This is a genomic window from Burkholderia sp. MSHR3999 (assembly GCF_000833595.1).
In the GTDB taxonomy this organism is placed as follows: domain Bacteria; phylum Pseudomonadota; class Gammaproteobacteria; order Burkholderiales; family Burkholderiaceae; genus Burkholderia; species Burkholderia ubonensis.
On the sequence record NZ_JRFO01000007.1, the window covers coordinates 2,244,563 to 2,265,589 of the forward strand.

General features: G+C 68.3%; 16 protein-coding genes. 4 read left to right on the forward strand and 12 right to left on the reverse strand.

The features are described from left to right. Nucleotides 1-35: 35 nt before the first annotated feature. The 7 genes from KY49_RS33250 to KY49_RS33280 all read right to left on the reverse strand — a co-directional run bounded on the left by KY49_RS33250 (nucleotide 36) and on the right by KY49_RS33280 (nucleotide 9,036). Nucleotides 36-821 (reverse strand): drug:proton antiporter, encoded by a 786-nt coding sequence (locus KY49_RS33250; protein WP_042588477.1) that lies wholly within the window; start codon nucleotides 819-821, stop codon nucleotides 36-38. Then, complete coding sequence (locus KY49_RS33255) at nucleotides 818-1,987, reverse strand: electron transfer flavoprotein subunit alpha/FixB family protein (RefSeq protein ID WP_042588478.1); 1,170 nt, start codon at nucleotides 1,985-1,987, stop codon at nucleotides 818-820. The genes KY49_RS33250 and KY49_RS33255 overlap by 4 nt, the downstream gene beginning before the upstream one ends. A gap of 8 nt (nucleotides 1,988-1,995) precedes the next feature. After that, nucleotides 1,996-3,921, reverse strand: a complete 1,926-nt coding sequence (locus KY49_RS33260) for a (Fe-S)-binding protein (protein ID WP_010089909.1) — start codon at nucleotides 3,919-3,921, stop codon at nucleotides 1,996-1,998. A gap of 4 nt (nucleotides 3,922-3,925) precedes the next feature. Further along, complete coding sequence (locus KY49_RS33265; protein ID WP_042588479.1) at nucleotides 3,926-5,989, reverse strand: NADH:flavin oxidoreductase; 2,064 nt, start codon at nucleotides 5,987-5,989, stop codon at nucleotides 3,926-3,928. A 68-nt stretch (nucleotides 5,990-6,057) separates the two neighbouring features. Continuing rightward, complete coding sequence (locus KY49_RS33270) at nucleotides 6,058-6,591, reverse strand: DUF5943 domain-containing protein (RefSeq protein WP_010089911.1); 534 nt, start codon at nucleotides 6,589-6,591, stop codon at nucleotides 6,058-6,060. A 165-nt stretch (nucleotides 6,592-6,756) separates the two neighbouring features. Continuing rightward, nucleotides 6,757-7,728, reverse strand: coding sequence for a dipeptidase (locus KY49_RS33275; protein WP_042588480.1), 972 nt, complete (start codon nucleotides 7,726-7,728; stop codon nucleotides 6,757-6,759). A 33-nt stretch (nucleotides 7,729-7,761) separates the two neighbouring features. Then, nucleotides 7,762-9,036: a serine hydroxymethyltransferase gene (locus tag KY49_RS33280; RefSeq protein WP_010089913.1), complete on the reverse strand. Its 1,275-nt coding sequence runs from the start codon at nucleotides 9,034-9,036 to the stop codon at nucleotides 7,762-7,764. Between the two features lie 449 nt (nucleotides 9,037-9,485). Between KY49_RS33280 and KY49_RS33285 the strand changes: the two genes are divergently transcribed. Continuing rightward, nucleotides 9,486-10,514 (forward strand): GlxA family transcriptional regulator, encoded by a 1,029-nt coding sequence (locus KY49_RS33285; protein ID WP_042588481.1) that lies wholly within the window; start codon nucleotides 9,486-9,488, stop codon nucleotides 10,512-10,514. Nucleotides 10,515-10,578: 64 nt separating this feature from the next. On the opposite strand, the gene KY49_RS33290 is transcribed toward KY49_RS33285, so the two are convergent. Then, complete coding sequence (locus KY49_RS33290) at nucleotides 10,579-11,991, reverse strand: discoidin domain-containing protein (protein ID WP_042588482.1); 1,413 nt, start codon at nucleotides 11,989-11,991, stop codon at nucleotides 10,579-10,581. A 271-nt stretch (nucleotides 11,992-12,262) separates the two neighbouring features. Between KY49_RS33290 and KY49_RS33295 the strand changes: the two genes are divergently transcribed. The 3 genes from KY49_RS33295 (at nucleotide 12,263) to KY49_RS33305 (ending at nucleotide 15,833) form a co-directional block, all read left to right on the forward strand. Further along, nucleotides 12,263-13,678 carry an aminotransferase-like domain-containing protein gene (locus tag KY49_RS33295; RefSeq protein ID WP_042588483.1) on the forward strand — a complete coding sequence of 472 codons (1,416 nt, stop codon included), beginning with the start codon at nucleotides 12,263-12,265 and terminating at the stop codon, nucleotides 13,676-13,678. Between the two features lie 168 nt (nucleotides 13,679-13,846). After that, on the forward strand, nucleotides 13,847-14,869 hold the full coding sequence (locus tag KY49_RS33300; protein ID WP_042588484.1) for a class I fructose-bisphosphate aldolase: 1,023 nt from the start codon (nucleotides 13,847-13,849) through the stop codon (nucleotides 14,867-14,869). A 55-nt stretch (nucleotides 14,870-14,924) separates the two neighbouring features. After that, nucleotides 14,925-15,833, forward strand: coding sequence for a hypothetical protein (locus tag KY49_RS33305; RefSeq protein WP_052495826.1), 909 nt, complete (start codon nucleotides 14,925-14,927; stop codon nucleotides 15,831-15,833). Between the two features lie 70 nt (nucleotides 15,834-15,903). Here the strand turns inward: KY49_RS33305 and fdhA are convergent, their stop codons facing one another. From fdhA to KY49_RS33325, 4 genes are all read right to left on the reverse strand, one after another. Further along, nucleotides 15,904-17,100, reverse strand: a complete 1,197-nt coding sequence (gene fdhA, locus KY49_RS33310; protein WP_010089917.1) for a formaldehyde dehydrogenase, glutathione-independent — start codon at nucleotides 17,098-17,100, stop codon at nucleotides 15,904-15,906. Between the two features lie 179 nt (nucleotides 17,101-17,279). Then, entirely contained in the window at nucleotides 17,280-18,470 is a 1,191-nt protein-coding gene (locus tag KY49_RS33315; protein ID WP_042588485.1) for an HlyD family secretion protein, read from the reverse strand. Beyond that, nucleotides 18,471-20,090 carry an efflux transporter outer membrane subunit gene (locus KY49_RS33320; protein WP_042588486.1) on the reverse strand — a complete coding sequence of 540 codons (1,620 nt, stop codon included), beginning with the start codon at nucleotides 20,088-20,090 and terminating at the stop codon, nucleotides 18,471-18,473. Next, nucleotides 20,087-21,025: a glycosyltransferase family 2 protein gene (locus tag KY49_RS33325; RefSeq protein WP_042588487.1), complete on the reverse strand. Its 939-nt coding sequence runs from the start codon at nucleotides 21,023-21,025 to the stop codon at nucleotides 20,087-20,089. The genes KY49_RS33320 and KY49_RS33325 overlap by 4 nt, the downstream gene beginning before the upstream one ends. Between the last annotated feature and the right edge of the window lie 2 nt (nucleotides 21,026-21,027).

Below are 21,027 nucleotides of genomic sequence, written 5' to 3' on the forward strand. Positions count from 1 at the left end.
TTGCGTCCCTGGGTTCTTGCCGACAGGCATCAAAATCAGTAGTCGATGAGCTGATGCTCGCGCAAATACGCGAGGATCACTTGTGCTTTTTCGACCGAACTCCCTTCATTTACGACGTTCCCGCCCCGGCTTTCGGTGGTGGTCGCCGACAGCATCCGGGCATGCCCGGAGCGCTTCTCGGCGGCGGCCAGCTTCACCGGCTTGCGCTCGATCGCGCCGACCGTCCACGCGGCCGCGCCGGCGTCCGCGTCGGGCGACACGCGCACCGGGCGCACGCTGCCCGCCTTCAGCCGCGCATACGCGTAGCGCGGCTGCACGTTCGCGAGCGGATGCACGGCGACGACCGCCGGCAGCGCGGCGTCGACGCGCCGGCGCAGCCCTTTCGGCAAGAATTGCCGAACCGTCGCGCGGCCCGCGTCGATCGTCAGATCGACGGCCGAGCCGACGAGCGGATAGCCGAGCGCCGCGGCGACCTGATACGGCAGCATCCCGGTGTCGTACGCGCCCTCGGCGCGTGTGCCGGTCAGCACGAGGTCGTAGCCGTCGACGCGCGCGGCGAGCGCGCGCGCGGCATCGTCGCCGTCGCGGCAGGTCAGCACCTCGACCTCCCGCGCGCCGAGCGCCAGGTATTCGGCAAGCGCCGGCGTGATCGGGTCGCCCGCGTGGATCACGTCGATCTGCGAGTGATGGCGCTCGGCCAGCGCGCGGCCGAGCTCGAGCGCGGCCGCGTCGTTGCGGCTGTAGCGCTGCGCGCCGCTGACCGGATGCCGGCCGACCGACACCAGCACCGCGATGCGCTTCAACAGTCGGGGGGCGTTCATGCAGCGACTCCTTCCGGTTGACGGGCGCCGGCCGCTGCCGGCGATGCGCCGCGCGCGGCCCGCGCGGCCTGGACCTGCTCGATCAGCGCGGCGATCGTGCCCTGCGCGTCGCCGACCACCGTCAGGTTCGCGCGCTTCGCGATCGGCGCGCTGCCGTCGAGGTTCACCGCGATCACGTGGCGGCAGTCCTTGATGCCCTGCAGGTGCTGCACCGCGCCCGAAATGCCGAACGCGATGTAGACGCTCGCCTCGACCGTCTTGCCGGTCGCGCCGACCTGCTTGTCGCGCGTGAAGTGGCCGTTGTCGACCGCGACACGGCTCGCGCCGATCGCCGCGCCGAACGCGCCGGCGAGCCGCTCGAACGCACCGATGTCGGTCACGCCGTTGCCGGCCGACACGATGAAATCGGCCTCCTCGAGCGCGACCTGCGCCGCGTCGATTTCCTCGAGGCCGAGATCGCGATACGACTCGCCGGCGTCGCCCGCCGGACGGATGAAGTCGCCGGCAAGGCGCTCGCCCGCGCCGACGAACGGCAGCTTCGGGTCCACCGCGTTCGGCGCGAGCAGGATCACGTCCGGCAGCGCACGCGTGGCGAATGCGCGTTTTGCTTGCGCATACGCGCCGACGTGCCGCGCGTCGAGCTCGACCACGTGGGTCGCGACGCTCGCGCCGGCCGCCGCCGCAAGGCGCCGGCCGAGATCGCCGTCGCCGCTCGCGTTGTCGGGCACGAACACGTGCTTCGGCGCGAGCGTCGCGACGCACGCCTGCAACGCTTGCAATTCGCTTTCAGGCGCGAACGCGCGGCGATCGAAGCCGCTCAGCTCGATCAGCTTGTCGACGCCGAGTTCGGCCACGTCGTCCTTCAGTTCGCCGAACACCAGCAGCGCGACTTCGGTTTGCGCGTCGGCGAGCAGCGCGGCGGCGGCGATTGCCTGGCGCGCATGGTCGTCGAGCGCGCCACGCTCGCTGTGCGCCACCGCGAGCAGCACGTGCTTCGGATCCTGCACAGCGCGGCGCGGCTTCGCGGCCGCAGCGCCGTGCGCGTGGGCGGACCAGTGCGCGGCGCTCGCGTCTGCGCTGCCTTCCTCGCCCAGCGTGATGCGCTTCAGGCCCGCCGCCGTGATGATGAACGGCCGGCGCGGATCGATTCGTTTGATCGTGTTCATCGATTCACTCACTCCAGCGACGCAGCAACGAGTTCGGCCACGTCGAGCACATCGGGGCGCGGGCCCACGACGCCTTCGAGCATCGCCGTGCAGTTCGGGCAGGCAACCGCGACCACCTCCGCGCCGATCGTGCGCGCGTCGGCGATACGGATGTCGGGAATGCGCTGCTTGCCGGGGATGTCGGTCAGCGGCGCGCCGCCGCCACCGCCGCAGCAGCGGCCGCGCATCCCGTTGCGCTCCATCTCGACGACCTGGATGCCGATCGTCTTCAGCAGCTTGCGCGGCGCGTCCGTCTCGCCGTTGTAGCGGCCGAGGTAGCACGGGTCGTGATACGTGGTGCGCTTCTCGCTCAGCGCATCGACGGCCTTCGGCGAAATCCTGCCGCTCTCCGCGAGTTCGGCGAGATACGTCGTGTGATGCTTGACCGTCACGCGCAGGCCGAGCGCGCGGTATTCGTTGCGCAGGCTGTGCATCACGTGCGGGTCGGCCGTGACGATCTGCTTGTACGACAGCGTCGACAGCGTGCCGATCAGGCGCTTCGCGAGCTGCTGGAACGTCGCTTCGTCGCCGAGACGGCGCGCGACGTCGCCCGTGTCGGTCTCGCCGCCGCCGAGCACCGCATAATCGACGCCAGCGCGGTTCAATACCTTGACGAGCGCGCGCAGCGTGCGCTGGTAGCGCATGTCGAACGCGCCCTCGCCCGCGACGAACAGCACGTCGACCGGCTTGCCGGGCTGCGCGACCGGCGCGTTCAGGTCCACCGACCAGTCGTAGCGCGCGGCCGTGTCGTAGCCGCCCATCGTGCCCGTCTCGCGCAGGTTCGCGAGCACTTCCGCGCCCTTGCCCGGCACCGTGCCGTGCACGAGCGTCTGGTTGCGGCGCATGTCGACGATCGCGTCGACGTGCTCGATCAGCATCGGGCATTCCTGCACGCACGCGCGGCAGGTCGTGCACGACCACAACGTCTGCGCTTCGATCAGCCCCGACACGATCGGGCCGTTCGGCTCGCCGCGGTGCTGGCCGACCGCGATGCCCGGCGTCGGGCTGCCCGCATACGCCGCATCGCTGCCGCCCGCCATCCCGACGACGAGATCCTGGATCAGCTTCTTCGGGTTCAGCGGCTGGCCCGACGCGAACGCAGGGCACGCGGCTTCGCACTTGCCGCACTGCACGCATGCATCGAAGCTCAGCAACTGGTTCCAGCGGAACTCGACCGGCTTCGCGACGCCGTATTCCTGCTGCTCGATGTCGGGCAGCTTCAGCGCGGTCGGCGGCGTGGCGGTGCCGTTGCCGGTGAACGATTCGCGGGTCGCCGCGAAACGCTCCTGGCGCGGGTGGAACGCGAGATGCAGCAGGCCCGCGATCGCGTGCTTCATCGGGCCGCCCTTCGCGGCGCCGAACGTCATCGCGAATGCGCCGACGCCGATCAGCACCGCGCAGAGCACCGCGAACGCGCCGGACATCGCGCCGGCCGGCACCAGCATGTACAGCACGAGGCCGAGCGCGAACGAGCCGAGCAGCCACGGCAGCGTATTCCACGGGCCTTTCGACAGCCGCGCCGGCACGTTCCGCGCGTGACGGCGGCGCCACACGAACACCGCGCCGACCAGCATCGCGAGCGCTGCCAGGAAGATCAGCTTGTCGAGCCACGGCGAGTAGATCGCGAGGCCGTAGTTGACGAACACCAGTGCGAGCGCGGCGATCGCGCCGCCTGCCGTCGCGACGTGCGTCTTCGCGATGTACGGATCGCGGGCGACCACGTGGTGCAGGTCGACGAAGTAGCGCTTCGGGATCGCGAACAGGTTCGCGACGCCGAACGCGCCGGGCGCGGTGGCCCGGCCGAGACGCCAGTACGACGAGCGCTTCGCGACCGCGAACGCGAGCCCCGCCACCGACAGCCACAGCAATGCGGTAATCAGGAAGGACGGATTCATGGCGTTAGAAATCCTTCACGAGACGCAGCGAGTCGTAGATCGCGCCATGGACGTTGTGCATCGAGATGCAGTCGCCGACACGGAACAGCAGGAAACGGCCGTTGCCGAGCTCTTCCGACAGGCACGGCTGCGGCTGGGCCGCGAACAGCGTGTGCGGATCGATCTGGCCGCGGTTCAGCGATTCCGGCTTGAGCTTCCAGTACAGCTCGTCGTTCGGCGACGAACCGTTCTCGATCACCACCTGGTCGACGGCGCGCTCTTCCAGTTCCTCCGTGTACTCGTTGCGCAGCACGGCGATCTTCTTGCCGTCTTCTTCATAGACGCGGTCGAGCATAGTGTTCGGCGTCGGGATCACGCCGAGCGCGTACAGGCGGCGATAGAAGATCGGGAACGTCGTGCCGCCGCAATCGTCGGCCACCTTCACGTCGGGCGTGACGACCTCGACCTTCGAGCCGCGGCTCGCCATGAAGTCGGCCACGCCCGCGCCCGCATGGGTGCTCACGCCGTCGAACAGCAGCACGTTCTGCTTCGGCTCGACCTTGCCGGTCAGGATGTCCCACGAGCTGACGGCCAGGCCCTCGGCCACGCCCCAGCCCGGCACCTGCCAGGTGAAGCTGGAGCCGCCCGTCGCGAGCACGACGATGTCCGGCTTCTCGGCCATGATCATCTTCTCGTCGGCGGCCACGCCGAGGCGGCGGTCGACGCCCAGGCGCCTGGTTTCCATGTCGAACCAGCGGATGATCCCCGACATCTGTTCGCGCTGCGGCGCCCTCGCGGCGATCATCACCTGCCCGCCCACTTCCGTGTTCTTCTCGAACAGCACCACGTCGTGCCCGCGCAGCTTCGCGACGCGCGCCGCCTCGAGGCCCGCCGGGCCGGCGCCCACCACCACCACCTTGCGCTTCGGGCCGCGCGACTTCTCGATGATGTGCGGCATCGTCGCTTCGCGCGAGGTGGCCGCGTTCTGGATGCACAGCACGTCGAGGCCGTTGTACTGGCGGTCGATGCAGTAGTTCGCGCCGACGCACTGCTTGATTTCGTCCTCGCGGCCGTCGCGAATCTTGATGACCATGTGCGGATCGGCGATCTGTGCGCGCGTCATGCCGACCAGGTCGATCATGCCGGTGGCGAGCAGGCGCTCGGCCTGGCCCGCATCGCGGATGCTCTGCGCGTGCATCACCGGAATCTTCACGACCGACTTGATGCCGGCCGCGAGGTGCACGAACGGCTCCGGCGGCAGCGCCATCGGCGGCATGCAGTTCGCGATCGTGTTGTGCGTATCCCCGCCGGAACCGACCACGCTCAGGTAGTCGATCAGGCCCGTCTCCGACATCGCCTGCGCGATTTCCTTCAGCGCTTCGTGATCGAGGCCGTCCTCGTGGAATTCGTCGCCGCACATGCGCAGGCCGACGCAGAAATCCTTGCCGACCGCTTCGCGCACCGCCGTCAGCACTTCGATGCCGAAGCGCAGGCGGTTCTCGAGGCTGCCGCCCCATTCGTCGGTGCGATGGTTCGAGCGCTTGCTCCAGAACTGGTCGATCAGGTGCTGGTGGGCGGCCGAGATTTCGATGCCGTCCATGCCGGCAGCCTTCACGCGCTTCGCGGCCGCCGCGAAATCGCCGATGATGCGGCGGATTTCCTCGATCTCGATGATCTTCGCGTTGCCGCGGTGCACCGGCTCGCGCACGCCCGACGGCGACATCAGGTGCGGCCAGTGCTCGCCGTGGAACGACGAGCGGCGGCCCATGTGCGTCGCCTGGATCATGATCTTCGCGCCGTGCTTGTGCATCGTGTCGGCCAGCCGCGTGAGCGGATCGATGATCCTGTCGTTCGACAGGTTCACCGATTTCCACCAGCCCTGCGGGCTGTCGATCGACACTGGGCTCGACCCGCCGCAGATCGCCAGGCCGACGCCGCCCTTCGCCTTCTCTTCGTAATAGCGGATGTAGCGGTCGCCCGGCAGGCCGCCCGGCTCGGCATACACCTCCGCGTGGGCGGTACTGACGATCCGGTTGCGCAGCGTCAGCTGGTTCAGCTGCATGGGTTTGAACAGGTGGGGATAACGCATCGCTGGCGACCTCTGGCGTTCGTGTGTCTCGTGTTGCGGGTGTTGTTCGGTGTTGGATCGTCAGCGCATCAGTGCGCGATCGGCGACACTTCGAAGACGCAGTGGTCGTGGTGCTCGGCCGCGCACTGCACTTCCTTCGACTGCGAGCGCGGCGCGCCCTTGCCTTCCGGCGTCGTGTCGTTCACCCAGTCCATCGCGCCGGCGAACCAGCCGGCGAACATGTAGCAGAGCTTGCCTTCCTTGCCCGGCTGCTGGAGCACGAACGACGAGTGGCGCAGCTCGATCTTCGCGCGCGCCGTCGCCGGGTCGGCCTCGATGATCGAGAACAGGCCCCAGCCGCGCTGCGACAGGCGCTTCAGGTAGTGCTCGAACACCGCCATGCCGGTCAGGCCGTGCAGCTTCGCTTCCTTGTCGCACCAGTGGTACGCGGACTTGTAGCCGGCCTTGTAGAGGATCTCGGCATACGCTTCGACGCCGAGCGCTTCCTCGACGGCGACGTGGTTGTTCGTGAAGAAGTGGCGCGGCACGTACAGCATCGGCAGCGCGTCGGTGGTCCAGACGCCGGTATCGGGATCGACGTCGATCGGCAGTTGCGGTTGCATCGTGGTGACTCCGTGAGGAAAATTCGCCGCGCGCCGCCCGCGGTTTTGCAGGTCTCGCAGGCGCGGCATCGTCCGCGCGCCCACGCGGCTTGCGCGGGCACGTCCCGACTTTTCTTGTGGTGAATCGCTAGTGGCGGTCCGGCTCGGCTCGACGTGGCGTGACGCTTATGCGCCCCACACGTCCTTGAACACGCGCACCCAGTTCTCGCCCATGATCTTGCGGATGCGCGACTCCTTCCAGCCGTGGCGTTCCATCGCGGCGGTCAGGTTCGGGAATTCGCCGATCGTGCGGATGCCGTCCGGGTTGATCACCTTGCCGAAGTTGGTCAGCTGGCGATAGCGGCCCTTGTCATGCGTCAGCATGTCGAAGAATTCCTTCGCGTAGTCCTGCGTGAAGTCCGTGCCGATGCCGACCGCGTCTTCGCCGATCAGGTTCACGACGTAGTCGATCGCCTCGATGTAGTCGTCGATGTTCGCTTCGATCCCGCGCTTCAGGAACGGCGCGAACATCGTCACGCCGACGAAGCCGCCCGCATCGGCGATCTCCTTCAGCTGTTCGTCGCTCTTGTTGCGCGGATGCTCCTTCAGGCCCGACGGCAGGCAGTGCGAGTAGCACACCGGCTTCTTCGAGAACGCGATCGCTTCCGACGACGTGTTGCCGCCCACATGCGACAGGTCGACCATGATGCCGACGCGGTTCATCTCGGTGATCACTTCGCGGCCGAAGTCGGACAGCCCGCCGTCGCGCTCGTAGCAGCCGGTGCCGACCAGGTTCTGCGTGTTGTAGCAGAGCTGCACGACGCGCACGCCCATGTCGGCGAACGCCTCGATGTAGCCGATGTTGTCCTCGAACGCGTGCGCGTTCTGGAAGCCGAGGATCACGCCGGTCTTGTCTTCCTTCTTCGCGCGGAAGATGTCTTCCGTCGTGCGCACCAGCGTCAGCAGTTCGCTGTTGTCGCGGATCTTCTTCTTCATCACGCCGATGTTGTCGACGGTCTTCGTGAAGTTCTCCCACACCGATACCGTGCAATTCGCGGCCGTGATGCCGCCCTTGCGCATGTCTTCGAACACCGGCTTCTCGAACTTCGAGATGTTCAACCCGTCGATGATGATGCTGTCCTGATGCAGCGTGCTCATATCCGCCTCTCGCTCCATTCGTGTCGGTGTCGATCAGTAAATCGGGAAGCGCTCGCAGAGCGCGAAGATCTCGCGGCGCACGCGCTGCTCGGTGGCATGGTCGCCCTCCGGGTTCGCGCGCAGCGCGTCGAACACCTCGAGGATCAGGCGGCCGACCTCGCGAAACTCCGCGACGCCGAAGCCGCGCGTCGTGCCAGCCGGCGTGCCGAGACGGATGCCCGACGTGACGGTGGGCTTCTCGGTGTCGAACGGGATGCCGTTCTTGTTGCACGTGATGCCCGCACGTTCGAGCGCCTGCTCGACCGGCGCGCCCTTCAGGCCCTTCGGCCGCAGGTCGACGAGCAGCAGGTGGTTGTCGGTGCCGCCGGTGACGAGATCGACGCCGCCCGCCTTCAGCACTTCGCCGAGCGCCTGCGCGTTCGCGAGCACGTTGTCGATATAGGTCTTGAAGTCCGCATGCAGCACTTCGCCGAACGCGACCGCCTTGCCGGCGATCACGTGCATCAGCGGGCCGCCCTGCAGGCCGGGGAACACGGCCGAGTTGATCTTCTTGGCGATCTCCTCGTCGTTGGTCAGCACGAAGCCGCCGCGCGGGCCGCGCAGCGTCTTGTGCGTGGTCGACGTGACGACGTGCGCGTGCTCGACCGGGTTCGCGTGGCGGCCTGCGGCGATCACGCCCGCGATGTGCGCCATGTCGACCATCAGCTTCGCGCCGACGCTGTCGGCGATCGCGCGGAAGCGCGCGAAGTCGAGCTTGCGCGGATACGCGGAGAAGCCGGCAATGATCAGGCTCGGCTTGTGCTGGTGAGCCAGTTCCTCGACCTGGTCGTAGTCGATCAGCATCGTGTCGCGGTTCACGCCGTACTGCACCGCGTTGAACCACTTGCCCGACAGCGCCGGCTTCGCGCCGTGCGTCAGGTGGCCGCCCGCGTCGAGCGACATGCCGAGCACCGTGTCGCCCGGCTTCGCGAGCGCGAGCATCACCGAGCCGTTCGCCTGCGCGCCCGAGTGCGGCTGCACGTTCGCGTAGCCGGCGTTGAAGATCTGCTTCACGCGCTCGATCGCAAGCGCCTCGACTTCATCGGCGAATTCGCAGCCGCCGTAGTAGCGCTTGCCCGGATACCCTTCCGCGTACTTGTTGGTCAGCACCGAGCCCTGCGCTTCGAGCACAGCGCGCGACACGATGTTTTCCGACGCGATCAGCTCGACCTGCGACTGCTGTCGCTCGAGTTCCTTCAGGATGGCGCTGCGGACCGGCGCGTCGCGCTCGGCGAGGGGCTGCGAGAAGAAAGACTGGGTGTTCGACATAGGGCATCCGTGACGAAGAATAGTGGGCGGCAATCAATGCTTGAGGCCCGCCGTGCCTGGGTTTCCGGCATGTCCAGGGCATGGCTGCCGACGGCTCTATTCTTGTCGTTCGGATTTTCGGTCGATTGATGAATTTAGACGCGTTCTTTGCCTTTTCCGCCATGCGCGTCCGTTTTATACAAGTGACCGGTCGTGCTTTTTCGGATCGCCAAGCATCGCCGCCGCAGCGCGGCAACGGCCGGCAGGCACTGCCGCGGTGCCGCCGCCGCCCGCGGCGGGTGCAGCCGGTCACGGATTCGGTGCAGTGCAGCAACGCGTTTGAGCCAAATCAACGTATGTAGCTAGGGTTTAGCCGTATGGCACGCTTGTTGCACTCGCTCACACAATACCCCAGCCCGTTCGGTGCCTCGGGCCAATAGCTATTAGTAGAGATTCAAGGAACGCTCCCCATGTCGCCCGACCGCACAGCGTCGCTGTCCCACTTCGCGTTCATGCCGTTGCCCAACTTCACGATGATTGCGTTCACGAATGCGATCGAGGTGCTTCGGATGGCGAATTACCTGAGCGGCCAGCCGCTCTACCGCTGGTCGGTCATCAGCCCGGAAGGCGGCCCGGTCACGGCGAGCAACGGCCTGACCGTCGACACCGGCCCGGCCGAATGCGCGGGGCAGCCGGACATCGTGTTCGTGTGCGGCGGCGTCGACGTGCAGCGCGCGACCACCGCCGCCCACCTGTCGACGCTGCGCCGCTTCGCGCGTTCGGGCATTCCGCTCGGCAGCCTGTGCACGGGCACCTATGCGCTCGCGAAGTCGGGCCTGCTCGCGGGCTACGCGTGCGCGATCCACTGGGAGAACATGTCCGCGCTGAAGGAGGAGTTTCCCGACACGCGCTTCCTGAAGGAGCTGTTCGTGATCGATCGCGACCGCATCACCTGCACGGGCGGCGTCGCGCCGCTCGACATGATGCTGAACCTGATCGCCGCGCGCGTGGGCACCGCGCGCGTCACGCAGATCGCCGAGCAGTTCATCGTCGAGCACGTGCGCGACACGAGCGCGCAGCAGCGGATGCCGCTCGTCGCGCGGCTCGGCTCGGCCAACAAGTCGCTGTTCGAAGTGATCTCGCTGATGGAGAACAACATCGAGGAGCCGCTGTCGCGCGAGGAGCTCGCGCGCCTCGCGAACATGTCGCAGCGGCAACTGCAGCGGCTGTTCCGCGAGCATCTCGGCGTGACGCCGACGCACTACTACCTGACGCTGCGGCTACGCCGCGCGCGCGAGCTGCTGCTGCAGACCGACATGTCGATCATGCACATCACGATGGCATGCGGGTTCCAGTCGGCGTGCCATTTCAGCAAGAGCTACCGCGACGCGTTCGGCGTGGCGCCGACGCGGGAGCGCCGCAAGCAGGTCGCGCCGCTCGCGCAGGGGGTGGGCGGCGTGGGTTCGGCCTTCCCGGCGTCGCTCGCGATGCATGCGTGACGCCTGCATCGCATGACGTAAAAAAAGCGACCCGTCGGGTCGCTTTTTCGTTTGCGCTGGACGCTCAATACCCCCACACCTGCATTTCGTCGAGCGAATACCCCCACTGCGTCGCGCGCTTCGTGCCGTACATCCGCACGTAGCGGCCGCGGCCGTTGAGATTCGGGATCGCGACATGGCCGTACGAGACACCGTTGCTCGTCGAATAGATCGTCGTCCAGTTCACGTTGTCGCTCGACGTCTGGATCTGGTAGACGAGCGCGCCGGCGTCCCAGTAGAGATCGACGCCGTTGATGGTCTTCACGGAACCGAGATCCACGGAGATCCATTGCGGATCGACGCCGGCGCCCTCCGGCGAATCCCATCGCGTGCTGGTGGTGTTGCCGTCGAAGGCCTTGTCCGGCGTCAGGGATGCGTTGTAGCTGGCCGACGCGGCGGCGGGACGCCCTTGCGACAGCAGCGTGGTCTGGCCGGCGGCCGGACCGCCGTAGTAGTTCGACCCGAGCTTGGCCTTCGTCGTGTCGGCGTTCACGCCGAACTGCGACAGGCTCCAGCGCTGGCCGGTCGTCACGTCGCCCACGTAGAGCTGATAGCCGCCGGCCGTCGTCGACGAGAAGAACACGTAGTTCGTGCCGTTCACCGGCGCCGGATCGGAGTTGTTGCTGATGCAGTCGTTGATCGCGAGCTGGTTCGGCGTCGACGCCGGGTCCGCGGTCTTCGAATAGATCTGGTCGAGCTGGCTCGTGTCCTTCCAGCGCGCGTAGAACACCGTGCCGTCCGCGCGCACGATCGGATAGTAGGTCTGCAGGCCCGCCGGATTATCGAACACGGCCGTGGCGCCGGTCGCGATCGTGCGCTTCATCAGGCCCATGTTCGCGCCGGTGCCGGTGGCGTAGTAGACGGCGCTCGCGTCCGGCGCGAGAAACGGCATCGAATACTCGGCGCCGGCCGGCGCGTTCGTCAGGCTCACGACCGACGTGAACACCGGGCCCGCGCTCGTGTACGACAGCGTCGCCTGCTTGACGTCGCCGTTCTGCTTGAACACGAGGGTCTTGCCGTCCGCGCTGAATTTCGGGTCTTCGTTGCGGGTGGCGCCCGTGCTGTTCGTCATGTTGATCGGCGGATTGCTGGTGCCGAGCTGGAGCATGAACACGTTCCACGCGTTGTTTTTGATGCCCATGAACGCGAGCCACTTGCCGTCGGGGCTGAACACGCCGTTCATCGGATCGGTGATGCCCCACGTACTCTTGCTCAACTGGGTCAGCGTGTGCGCCGAGAAATCGTAGAGGAACAGCTGGCTCGTGCCGTCGCCGTAGTTGACGTAGCTGTGATAGACGAGCTTGCCCGTGAGTGCGCTCGGGAACGACGCGTTGGACTGGGCCGGAGGATTGCTGATGCAGGCCGCTTCGGCCGCGCCGCCGGAAAGATTGAGGGCGATACCGGCCACGAGGCCCGCGACGAGGGTCTTCAATTTCACGCTGGGTATTCCTGGGTGAGAGGTGGAGACGCCGGCAGACAAGGCCCCGCGCAAATGCGCAGGACCACGGATCAGCCGTCGGGCAGCGTGAATTCCGTATGGATTGGACACCGGATGAAAAAAGGTGCCGAGAGGATGCCCGTGAACCGTGCAAATGAAAAGGATCAGGGCCTTGAAAAAACAAGCGGATCAGATATGAGGACCAGATGGTGCGCGACATGCCCCGTGCTACTCTTTTTTTCAACGAGGCACGGATCGGCAGAGGACACGCATGAAGCGATATGCGGCGCTGGCGCAGACGATAGCCGATTCCATTCGGCGCGGCGATCTGGTGCCCGGTGCGCGCATTCCGACCATTCGCGACGCCAGCAAGGCGTTCAAGGTCAGCCCGACGACCGTATTCCGCGCGTACTACCTGCTCGAGAGCGAGGGTCTGATCGTCGCGCGAACGCGCTCCGGCTATTTCGTTTCGGATGTCGGAGGAAAGCGCGCGCGCCCGAGCCACGGCCCGCCGCGCAAGACGCCCGCTGCACGCAGCGGCGTCGACGATGCGCTCGCCAGGCTCATCGATTCCATCAAGGATCAGCACATCGTTCAGCTGGGGTCGGCGTTCGCCAGCTATTCGCTGTTTCCGATGAGCAGCCTGTGGCGCTGCGTCACTTCGGTGGCGCGCAACATGAATCGCACGCGGCTGCTGTCCGGCTTTCCGCCCGGGGACGAAGGGCTGCGCCGGCAGATTGCGTTGCGCTACCTGATTGCGGGCGCGGCGTTGCCGATGGACGAAATCGTCATCACGACCGGCGCGCTGGAGGCGCTGACGCTGAGCCTGCAGGCGCTGACGCGCCCGGGCGAACTGGTCGCGATCGAACGTCCGGCCTTCCACGCGGTGTTGCAGGCGGTGCAGCGCCTGCATCTGAAGGCCGTCGAAATTCCGGTCGATCCGCGCACGGGGCTCGATCTCGACGCACTCGCCGAAGCGCTCGACCAGCATCCGATTCGCGCCTGCTGGCTCATGACGTCGTTCCACAATCCGACCGGGGCGACGTTGTCCGACGAGCGCAAGCGCGCGCTGATCGATCTGCTCGCCGCGTATCAGGTGCCGCTGATCGAAGACGACGTCTACAGCGAGCTGTATTTCGGGTCCGCGCCGATGCGCCCCGCCAAACTGTACGACGATAGCGGGCTCGTGCTTCATTGCGGCTCGTTTTCGAAATGCCTCGCGCCAGGTTTCCGCATCGGCTGGGTCGCGGCCGGACGTTACGTGCATCAGATCCGGCAGGCGCAATGCGTCGCGGCGCCGTCGGCCGACGTGCCGGCGCAACTGGCGATATCGAGCTATCTGCAGGACGGCGGATACGACCGCTTTCTGCGCAAGCTGCGACGCAATCTCGCCGCGCATCAGGAACAGATGCTCGCGGCGGTGCGCGCATATTTTCCGCAGGGGACCGAAGTGTGTGCGCCGCTCGGCGGCTATTTCCTGTGGATCGAACTGCCGCCGCGCGTGGATGCGCTGCGCCTGTTCGGCGCCGCGATGGAGAACGGCATCAGCATTGCGCCCGGGCCGATCTTTTCCGCGACGGGCGGTTTCCGCCGTTACGTCCGGCTCAACTACGGCCGCCCCTGGACGCCCGCCGTCGAGAACGCGATGCGGACCATCGGCGCGCTCGCGGCGCGGCAGCGCCAGTAGCACGGGACGTGCCTTGCCCATCGCGCGCAAATCATAATCATCGCGCGCCTTGCGTTCTGCTCGACGCGCGACCAAAAATGAAGATTGGAGCACTGACGTCGCGACGCGCAACGTGGAAGCGACCCGGTCCGCGTGGCGCTGCATCGCGGTCTTCATGGAGGCGATCAGATGAGCATCGACAGCGAACTCCAGGCGACGATCGACGCGCTCGTGCAGGACGGCAAGGGCTTGCTGGCCGCCGACGAAAGCGGCCCGACCATCGCGAAGCGCTTCAAGACGATTGCGGTCGAATCGACTGAGGAGAACCGCCGCGCGTGGCGCAGCCTGTTGCTGTCGACGCCGGGCCTCGGCGAATTCATCAGCGGCGTCATCCTGTATGAAGAGACGCTGGGGCAACGCGCGGACGACGGCACGCCGTTGCCCGAACTCGCCGAGCGCCAGCAGATCGTGCCCGGCATCAAGGTCGACACGGGCAAGATACCGCTCGCGCACGCGCCCGGCGACGAAATCACGCAAGGGCTGGACGGGCTCGCGATTCGCGTCGATCGCTACAAGCAGCAAGGCGCGCGTTTCGCGAAATGGCGCGCGGTGTACAACGTGTCCGACACGCTGCCGAGCCGCCTCGCGATCGAGGCGAACGCCGAGTCGCTGGCACGCTATGCGGCGATCTGCCAGGAAGCCGGCATCGTGCCGATCGTCGAGCCGGAAGTGCTGATCGACGGCGATCATTCGATCGCGCGGTGCGCGGCCGTGACCGACGCGGTGCTGCACGCGGTGTTCGATGCGCTGCATCGGCATCGGGTCGTGCTGGCGCACATGCTGCTCAAGCCGAGCATGGTCGTGCCGGGCAAGGAGCACGCGGCGCAGCCGGCGCCCGCCGAGGTTGCCGACGCGACGGTCCGTCTGTTGCGCGGCGTCGTGCCGGCCGAAGTCCCCGGCATCTTCTTCCTGTCCGGCGGGCAGACGCCCGAGGAAGCGACGGCCAATCTCGACGCGATGAATCGCCTCTCCGGACGGCCGTGGCTGTTGAGCTTTTCCTATGGACGCGCGCTGCAGGAACCGCCGCTTGCAGCCTGGAAGGGACAGGCGGCCAATGTGCGCGACGCGCAGCAAGCGCTGCTCCTGCGCGCGCGCCTGAACGGTGCGGCCTGTCGCGGTCGGTACGACGCCGCCATGGAGCGCGCGGCATGAAGGGATTCGGGCGGATTGCGTTCGGTCAGTCGGGCGGGTCCGTCCTCGTCGAACGATGCAAGTCCTGCTCAGCCGGAAAGTCATCGCGCGCGACACCGTGAAGGGTGCGCTGAACGCGCATGCAAGATCGCGACAGGCGGCCGGTTATCGCTGCAGTCAGTGCGGCTTCGTCGCTTTCCGCGCGCTCGAGCATTGCCCCGTATGCGGGAAGTGGAACTGGCCGTTCGATGCGCGTGCCGGCAGCCCGGCGCGGCCATCGTTCGACAGCTGGCCTGCGCGCATCGCACGTTTTCTGCATCACGCCGCGATCCATCAGCCGCGCGCGTCGTCGGCGCCGATGCTGAGCCTCGCGACGCTCGTGCTGGTGTTCGGCGGCTACGTCGCGCTCGACAGGATGTGCCAGGCGGACCCCGCCTGCCGCGCACCGAACCTGCCGAGTGCATCGGCGATCATCGGCGATTTGCACACGCCGGCGGACCTGGCGTCACCGCTGGTGTCGCTGCCCGGCGATCCGGCGCTACCGCTGCTGCCGCTGGAGCTGCCGGCCTATCCGTTTCATGCGCTCGACGAAGAGCAACTCGCGGCCGACTCGGCCGTCGGCCCGAGCGTGGATCAACCCGCGGACCGAAAGATCGCAAGCGCGGCGCCGGCCGGCGTGCGGCATGCGAGCGCCGCGCGCGCGCCGGGCACGATGGTTGCTGCGCGGCCGTGCAAGGCCCATGCCGCACCCGGCTGCGCACGGGCGCATGCCGCGCCGATCCGCACCGCGGAACTGCGGAACAGGCCCTCCGTGACACATCCCGCACCGCCGATGATCCGCCCCGTCGACGCGCGCCCCGAGCCAGCGCGCCCCGAGCCAGCGCGCCCCGAGCCAGCGCGCCCCGCGCCGGCGCGCCCCGAGCCGGCGCGGCAACAGCAGGCGTCGAACGGGATGCACGCTACGCGGCTCTATCACGGGCATTAGGTCCGCATGCACGGAGGGCCGGAGCGTTCGACCGCCCCGGCCCTCTTCGTCTACCGTGCCTTCAGCCGCGTTACGCCGCCAGCAACCCGTGTGGGTCGATGACGAATTTGCGCGGCGCGCCGCCGTCGAACTTCTTGTAGCCTTCCGGCGCCTGGTCGAGCGAGATCACCGTGACGTTGACGATCTGCGCGATCGGCAGCCGGTCGAACAGGATCGCCTGCATCAGGTTGCGGTTGTACTTCAGCACCGGCGTCTGGCCCGTGAAGAACGAATGCGACTTCGCCCAGCCGAGCCCGAAGCGGATGCTCAGGCTGCCGTGCTGCGCGGCCTTGTCCTTCGCACCCGGATCGTCGGTCACGTACAGGCCCGGAATGCCGATCGCGCCCGCCGGCCGCGTGATTTCCATCAGCGAGTTCAGCACCGTCGCGGGCGCTTCCTCCGAGTGGCCGGACGAGCCGTGGCCGTGCGCCTCGAAGCCGACGCAGTCCACCGCGCAATCGATCTCCGGCTTGCCGAGGATCTGCGCGATCTGCTCGCCGAGCGACGCGTCCAGCGACAGGTCGACCGTCTCGAAGCCCATCGCCCGCGCGTGCGCGAGACGCTCCGCGTTCATGTCGCCGACGATCGTGACCGCCGCGCCGAGCAGGCGCGCCGACGCGGCCGCCGCCATCCCGACCGGGCCCGCGCCCGCGATGTAGACCGTCGAGCCGGGCTTCACGCCCGCGCTCACCGCGCCGTGATAGCCGGTCGGCAAAATGTCCGACAGGCACGTGAGGTCGCGGATCTTCGCCATTGCCTGATCGCGGTCGGGGAACTTCAGCAGGTTGAAGTCCGCGTACGGCACCAGCACGTACTCGGCCTGCCCGCCGATCCAGCCGCCCATGTCGACGTAGCCGTATGCGCCGCCCGCGCGCGACGGGTTCACGTTCAGGCACACGCCGGTATGCGTTTCCTTGCACATCGCGCAGCGGCCGCACGCGACGTTGAACGGCACCGACACGAGATCGCCGATCTTCAGCGTCTCGACGTCGCGGCCGACCTCGACCACCTCGCCGGTGATCTCGTGGCCGAGCACGAGCCCGACCGGCGCCGTCGTGCGGCCGCGCACCATGTGCTGGTCCGAGCCGCAGATGTTCGTGCTGACCACCTTCAGGATCACGCCGTGGCCGATCGCGCGGCCGCTCGGATCGACCATCTTCGGATAGTCGATCTTCTGCACCTCGACCTGGCCCGGCCCAAGATATACGACTCCTCGATTGCTGCTCATCGCATTGTCTCCATGTCTCGTTGGATGGCGCTGCCGCACACGACAGCGTGCCGTTCGAGAGTAGTCCGGGACATGGGTGCGCCGATGTCTCAAACGCGACATGCGTTTGAATCGTGCCGACATCGGCGGCCGGGGAAAGTGGATGAGCGAGGCGACCGTTTTTTGCGCGAGCGGACCGCTCACCCGCCCTGGTTTTCGCGGATCACCGCCGCGGCGGCCGCTTCCGCTTCGCTCGCCACGCCGTCGTGCACGCGCGTGCTGTCGGCCGGCGTCGGCGGCTCGCCGTCGAGCGCGTGCCCGCCGCGCTCGTGCGTATCGACGCTCGCCCGCATCGACAGCCCGACCCGCAGCGGATGCGCGGCAAGGTCGGCCGGCTCGATCGAGATCACCACCGGCACGCGCTGCACGACCTTGATCCAGTTGCCCGCCGCGTTCTGCGACGGCAGCATCGAGAACGCGCTGCCCGTGCCCGCCGAAAACCCCTGCACGCGGCCGCGATAGACGACCCGCGCGCCGTAGATGTCCGACACGATCTCGACCGGCTGGCCGACCCGCATGTGCCGGATCTGCCCCTCCTTGAAGTTCGCCTCGACCCACAGGCGCTTCAACTGCACGATCGACATCAGCGGCACGCCGGGCCCGACCTGCTGCCCGACCTGCACCGCGCGCTGGCCGACGGTGCCGTCGACCGGCGCGACGATCGTCGTGCGCTTCAGGTTGCGGTACGCGAGCTTGAACTGCGCGGCCGCCTGCACGACGGCCGGGCTCTCGTCGACCGGCAGCCTGCTGCCGAGCGCGCGCGCCGCGTCGAGCTGGGCCTGCGCGGCCGCCAGATTCGCCTGCGCGCCGGCGACCGCCGCGCGGGCGCGCGCGAGCTCCTCCGGCGCGACGATCTCGACCGATGCGCCCGCGCGCGCCGCGAGCGCGCGCTGCGCGAGCGCAAGATCCGCGCGCCGCGCATTCACCGCCTCCACGTACATCGTGTTCGAGATCTTCGCGTTCGCGACCTGCCGCACCGCCTGCGCGAGCTGCGCCTTCGCCTGCGCGAACGCGACCGACGCCTCCGTGTCGTCGAGCCGCACGAGCACCTGCCCGGCGCGCACCGGATGCGTGTCGCCGGCCAGCACGTCGATGACCGTGCCCGGCACCTGCGCGGAGATCTGCACGATGCTGCCGGCCACGTAGGCGTCGTCGGTTTCCTCGTAGTAGCGGTCGCGGAGCCACCACACGGCAAGCCACGCGATGGCGGCCAGCAGCACGACCGCGAAGAACACGAGAAAGCGCCTGCGGCGCGTCGCGCGCCGTTCGTCGAGCGCGGCATCGGCCTGCGATGCCGGCATCGGAGCGGTGTGAAGGTTGTCGTGGTGCATTCAGTTGCTTTGCGTGACGACCAGTCGGTCGTGCTGGAACATCGGATTCGACGGCGCGTCGGCCACGCTCCGGGCCGTCGGCGTTGCGTGCGCGGTCGCCTTCCGGCTCGCGGACGCGGCGCCGCGTTTCGCCGGCGCGTTCGGCGTCGCGCCCGCGTCGAAGCCGCCGCCGAGCGCGCCGATCAGCCCGACGCGCAGCGTGCGCTGCTTGCCGAGCAGGTCGATCAGCTGCGCGCGCTCGTCGATCAGCGTCAGCTCCGCGACGTCGACGTCCTTCTGCATCAGCAGCCCGCGCCGGTGGCGGTCGGCCGCGATCTGCACGATCTTCTGCGCGGCGGCCACCGCGTCCTGCTGCTGCGCGACGAGCGTCTGCGAGGTCTGCAGCGACGTGACGAGCTGCGCGACCTGCCCGAGCGCGTCGTCGACGGTCTTGTTGTACAAGCCGATCGCGACGTCCGCCTGCGCGACGTCCGCGCCGAGCTTCGCCTTCAGCCGCCCGCGATCGAAGATCGGCAGCGACACCGCCGGGCCGACCGAGCCCGCCAGCGCGTCGCGCGAGAACAGCGACGCGGGCGTCAGCGCGAACACGCCGCCGAGCCCGATGAGGTTCACGTCCGGAAAGAACTGCGCGCGCGTCGCGTCGGCGTTCGCATACGCAGCCTCGACGCGCAGCCGCGCGGCGACGATGTCGGGCCGGCGGCCGAGCAGGTCGGCCGGCAGCCGCGCGGGCAGCGCCGCGTCACCGAACTTGCCGACGTGGGGCCGCTGCAGCGCGAGGCCGCGCTCCGGCCCGCGCCCCGACAGCACGCCGAGCTGCAGTTGCGCGAGCTTGATCTGCTCGTCGTTCAGCGCGATCTGCCCGAGCAGGCGGCTGCGCTTGATCGACGCGTCGCTTGCGTCGTACGCGTTGTCGATGCCGCGCGCGGTGCGCTCGCGCAGCACCGTCGTGACCCGCTGGCTGACCTTCAGCTTCTGCTGCAGCAGGTCGCGCGCCGCATAGGCCTGGTCGAGCTGGCAGTAGACGGCGACGATCGCGGTCGACATCGCAAGCCGCACCTGGTCGGCCTCGACGCGCGCCGCGTCGCGCAGCGACATCAGGCTCTTCGTCGCGGCCTTGTTCCTGCCCCACAGGTCGAGCTGGTAGTTCAGCGCGACGAACACCGACGACGGCGACGCGGCCGGATCGCCGAAGATCTGCACCGGCACCTTGTAGCCGCCGATCGTCACGTCGGCGACGTCGCCCGGCTGCGGCATGCGCGCGCGATTGACCGTCGCGCCGGCGGTGCCGGTCAGCCCGGTCAGCGCGTCGAACTGCTGCAGCTGCGCCTGCGCGATCCGCAGCCGCGCCTGCGCGACCTGCAGGTCCGGATTCTGCTGCAGCGCCTCCGCGACCAGCTGATCGAGCTGCGGGTCCTGCAACTGCGCGACCCAGTCCGGCGCGGGCCATGCGCCGGCCGCGCCGGGGCCGGCCGTGCGCGCGAGCGCGTCGTCGGCCGGCGCGCGCAACGACAGCGACGGCAGGAACCCCGACGGCGCGCAGCCGCTCAACGCCAGCAATGCCGCCAGCACGCCGGCCGTCCGGCCGGTCATCCTCCTCGAACGCCGCATCGCCGCCCTCATCCTTGCCGCACGTGCGGCACCCGCGCGGCCAGCCGCGGGCGCGTGCGCTCGAGCGGGCCGAGCCGGCCGAACAGCCCGTCGGCGATGCCGAGCACGATGCCGCCGAGCTTCGCGCGCTTGTCGCGCTCGACGAGCGCGATCTGCACGATCTGCCACAGCGTGAGCAGGTTCGGCACGATCGCCACCGGAAAGCGCAGGCCGTACTGGATGCCGAGCTGCACGGCGTTGCGCGCGCTGTAATAGCGCCGCTGCCATGGGTGATTCATCGACGTCATCGCGAACGGGCCGAGCGCATGGCGCCGCTTCGCGCCGATCCGGTGCGTCAGCACCAGCGACGGCACGACGTAGAGCGGCACGTTGCGCGCGAGCGCGCGCAAGCAGTATTCGGTGTCGACGTGATCGATGAAGAGCGTCTCGTCGAACGGGCCGAGCGTGTCGTAGGCGTCGCGCGACACGACGCAGCCCGACGAGATCAGGAACGCGCAGCGCTGCATCGCGGCGCCCGGCTCGATGTTCAGGCGGCGCAGCGTGATGCCGTTGGTCGACAGCTCCGGCAGGAAGCTGCGCGCGTTCTCGTCGAAGATGCGCGGGCCGGCCAGGAACGCGCGCGGCGCGAGCCCCGCGCAGACGTCGCGCATCGCCGGGAAATACGCGTCCGGCGCCGTCGAATCCTGGTCGAACAGCGCGACCGCGTCGACCCGCTCGCGAAACAGCGCGGCGAGCCCCGCGTTGAACGCGCCCGCGATGCCGCCGCGGTTGCCGTGATGCAGCAGCGCGATGCCGTCGCGCGCGCATGCTTCGCGGGCCCGCGCGTCCGGCTGCGGCGAGTTGTCGACGACGAGCAGCGCGTCGCTCGCGCGCCGCAGCGCGTCGAGCGATGCGAGCTGTGCGTCGGTCGGGTGGTAGAGAATCACGAGCGCGCCGAGTGCCGTCATGT

Coding starts and splice junctions, on each gene's coding strand:
- KY49_RS33270 (WP_010089911.1), bottom strand. CDS start 6,591: ATGCAACCGCAACTGCCGATCGACGTCGATCCCGATACCGGCGTCTGG.
- KY49_RS33265 (WP_042588479.1), bottom strand. CDS start 5,989: ATGCGTTATCCCCACCTGTTCAAACCCATGCAGCTGAACCAGCTGACG.
- KY49_RS33255 (WP_042588478.1), bottom strand. CDS start 1,987: ATGAACACGATCAAACGAATCGATCCGCGCCGGCCGTTCATCATCACG.
- KY49_RS33320 (WP_042588486.1), bottom strand. CDS start 20,090: ATGAGGGCGGCGATGCGGCGTTCGAGGAGGATGACCGGCCGGACGGCC.
- KY49_RS33295 (WP_042588483.1), top strand. CDS start 12,263: ATGAAGCGATATGCGGCGCTGGCGCAGACGATAGCCGATTCCATTCGG.
- KY49_RS33275 (WP_042588480.1), bottom strand. CDS start 7,728: ATGAGCACGCTGCATCAGGACAGCATCATCATCGACGGGTTGAACATC.
- KY49_RS33260 (WP_010089909.1), bottom strand. CDS start 3,921: ATGAATCCGTCCTTCCTGATTACCGCATTGCTGTGGCTGTCGGTGGCG.
- KY49_RS33315 (WP_042588485.1), bottom strand. CDS start 18,470: ATGCACCACGACAACCTTCACACCGCTCCGATGCCGGCATCGCAGGCC.
- KY49_RS33250 (WP_042588477.1), bottom strand. CDS start 821: ATGAACGCCCCCCGACTGTTGAAGCGCATCGCGGTGCTGGTGTCGGTC.
- KY49_RS33305 (WP_052495826.1), top strand. CDS start 14,925: ATGCAAGTCCTGCTCAGCCGGAAAGTCATCGCGCGCGACACCGTGAAG.
- KY49_RS33280 (WP_010089913.1), bottom strand. CDS start 9,036: ATGTCGAACACCCAGTCTTTCTTCTCGCAGCCCCTCGCCGAGCGCGAC.
- KY49_RS33285 (WP_042588481.1), top strand. CDS start 9,486: ATGTCGCCCGACCGCACAGCGTCGCTGTCCCACTTCGCGTTCATGCCG.
- fdhA (WP_010089917.1), bottom strand. CDS start 17,100: ATGAGCAGCAATCGAGGAGTCGTATATCTTGGGCCGGGCCAGGTCGAG.
- KY49_RS33300 (WP_042588484.1), top strand. CDS start 13,847: ATGAGCATCGACAGCGAACTCCAGGCGACGATCGACGCGCTCGTGCAG.
- KY49_RS33325 (WP_042588487.1), bottom strand. CDS start 21,025: ATGACGGCACTCGGCGCGCTCGTGATTCTCTACCACCCGACCGACGCA.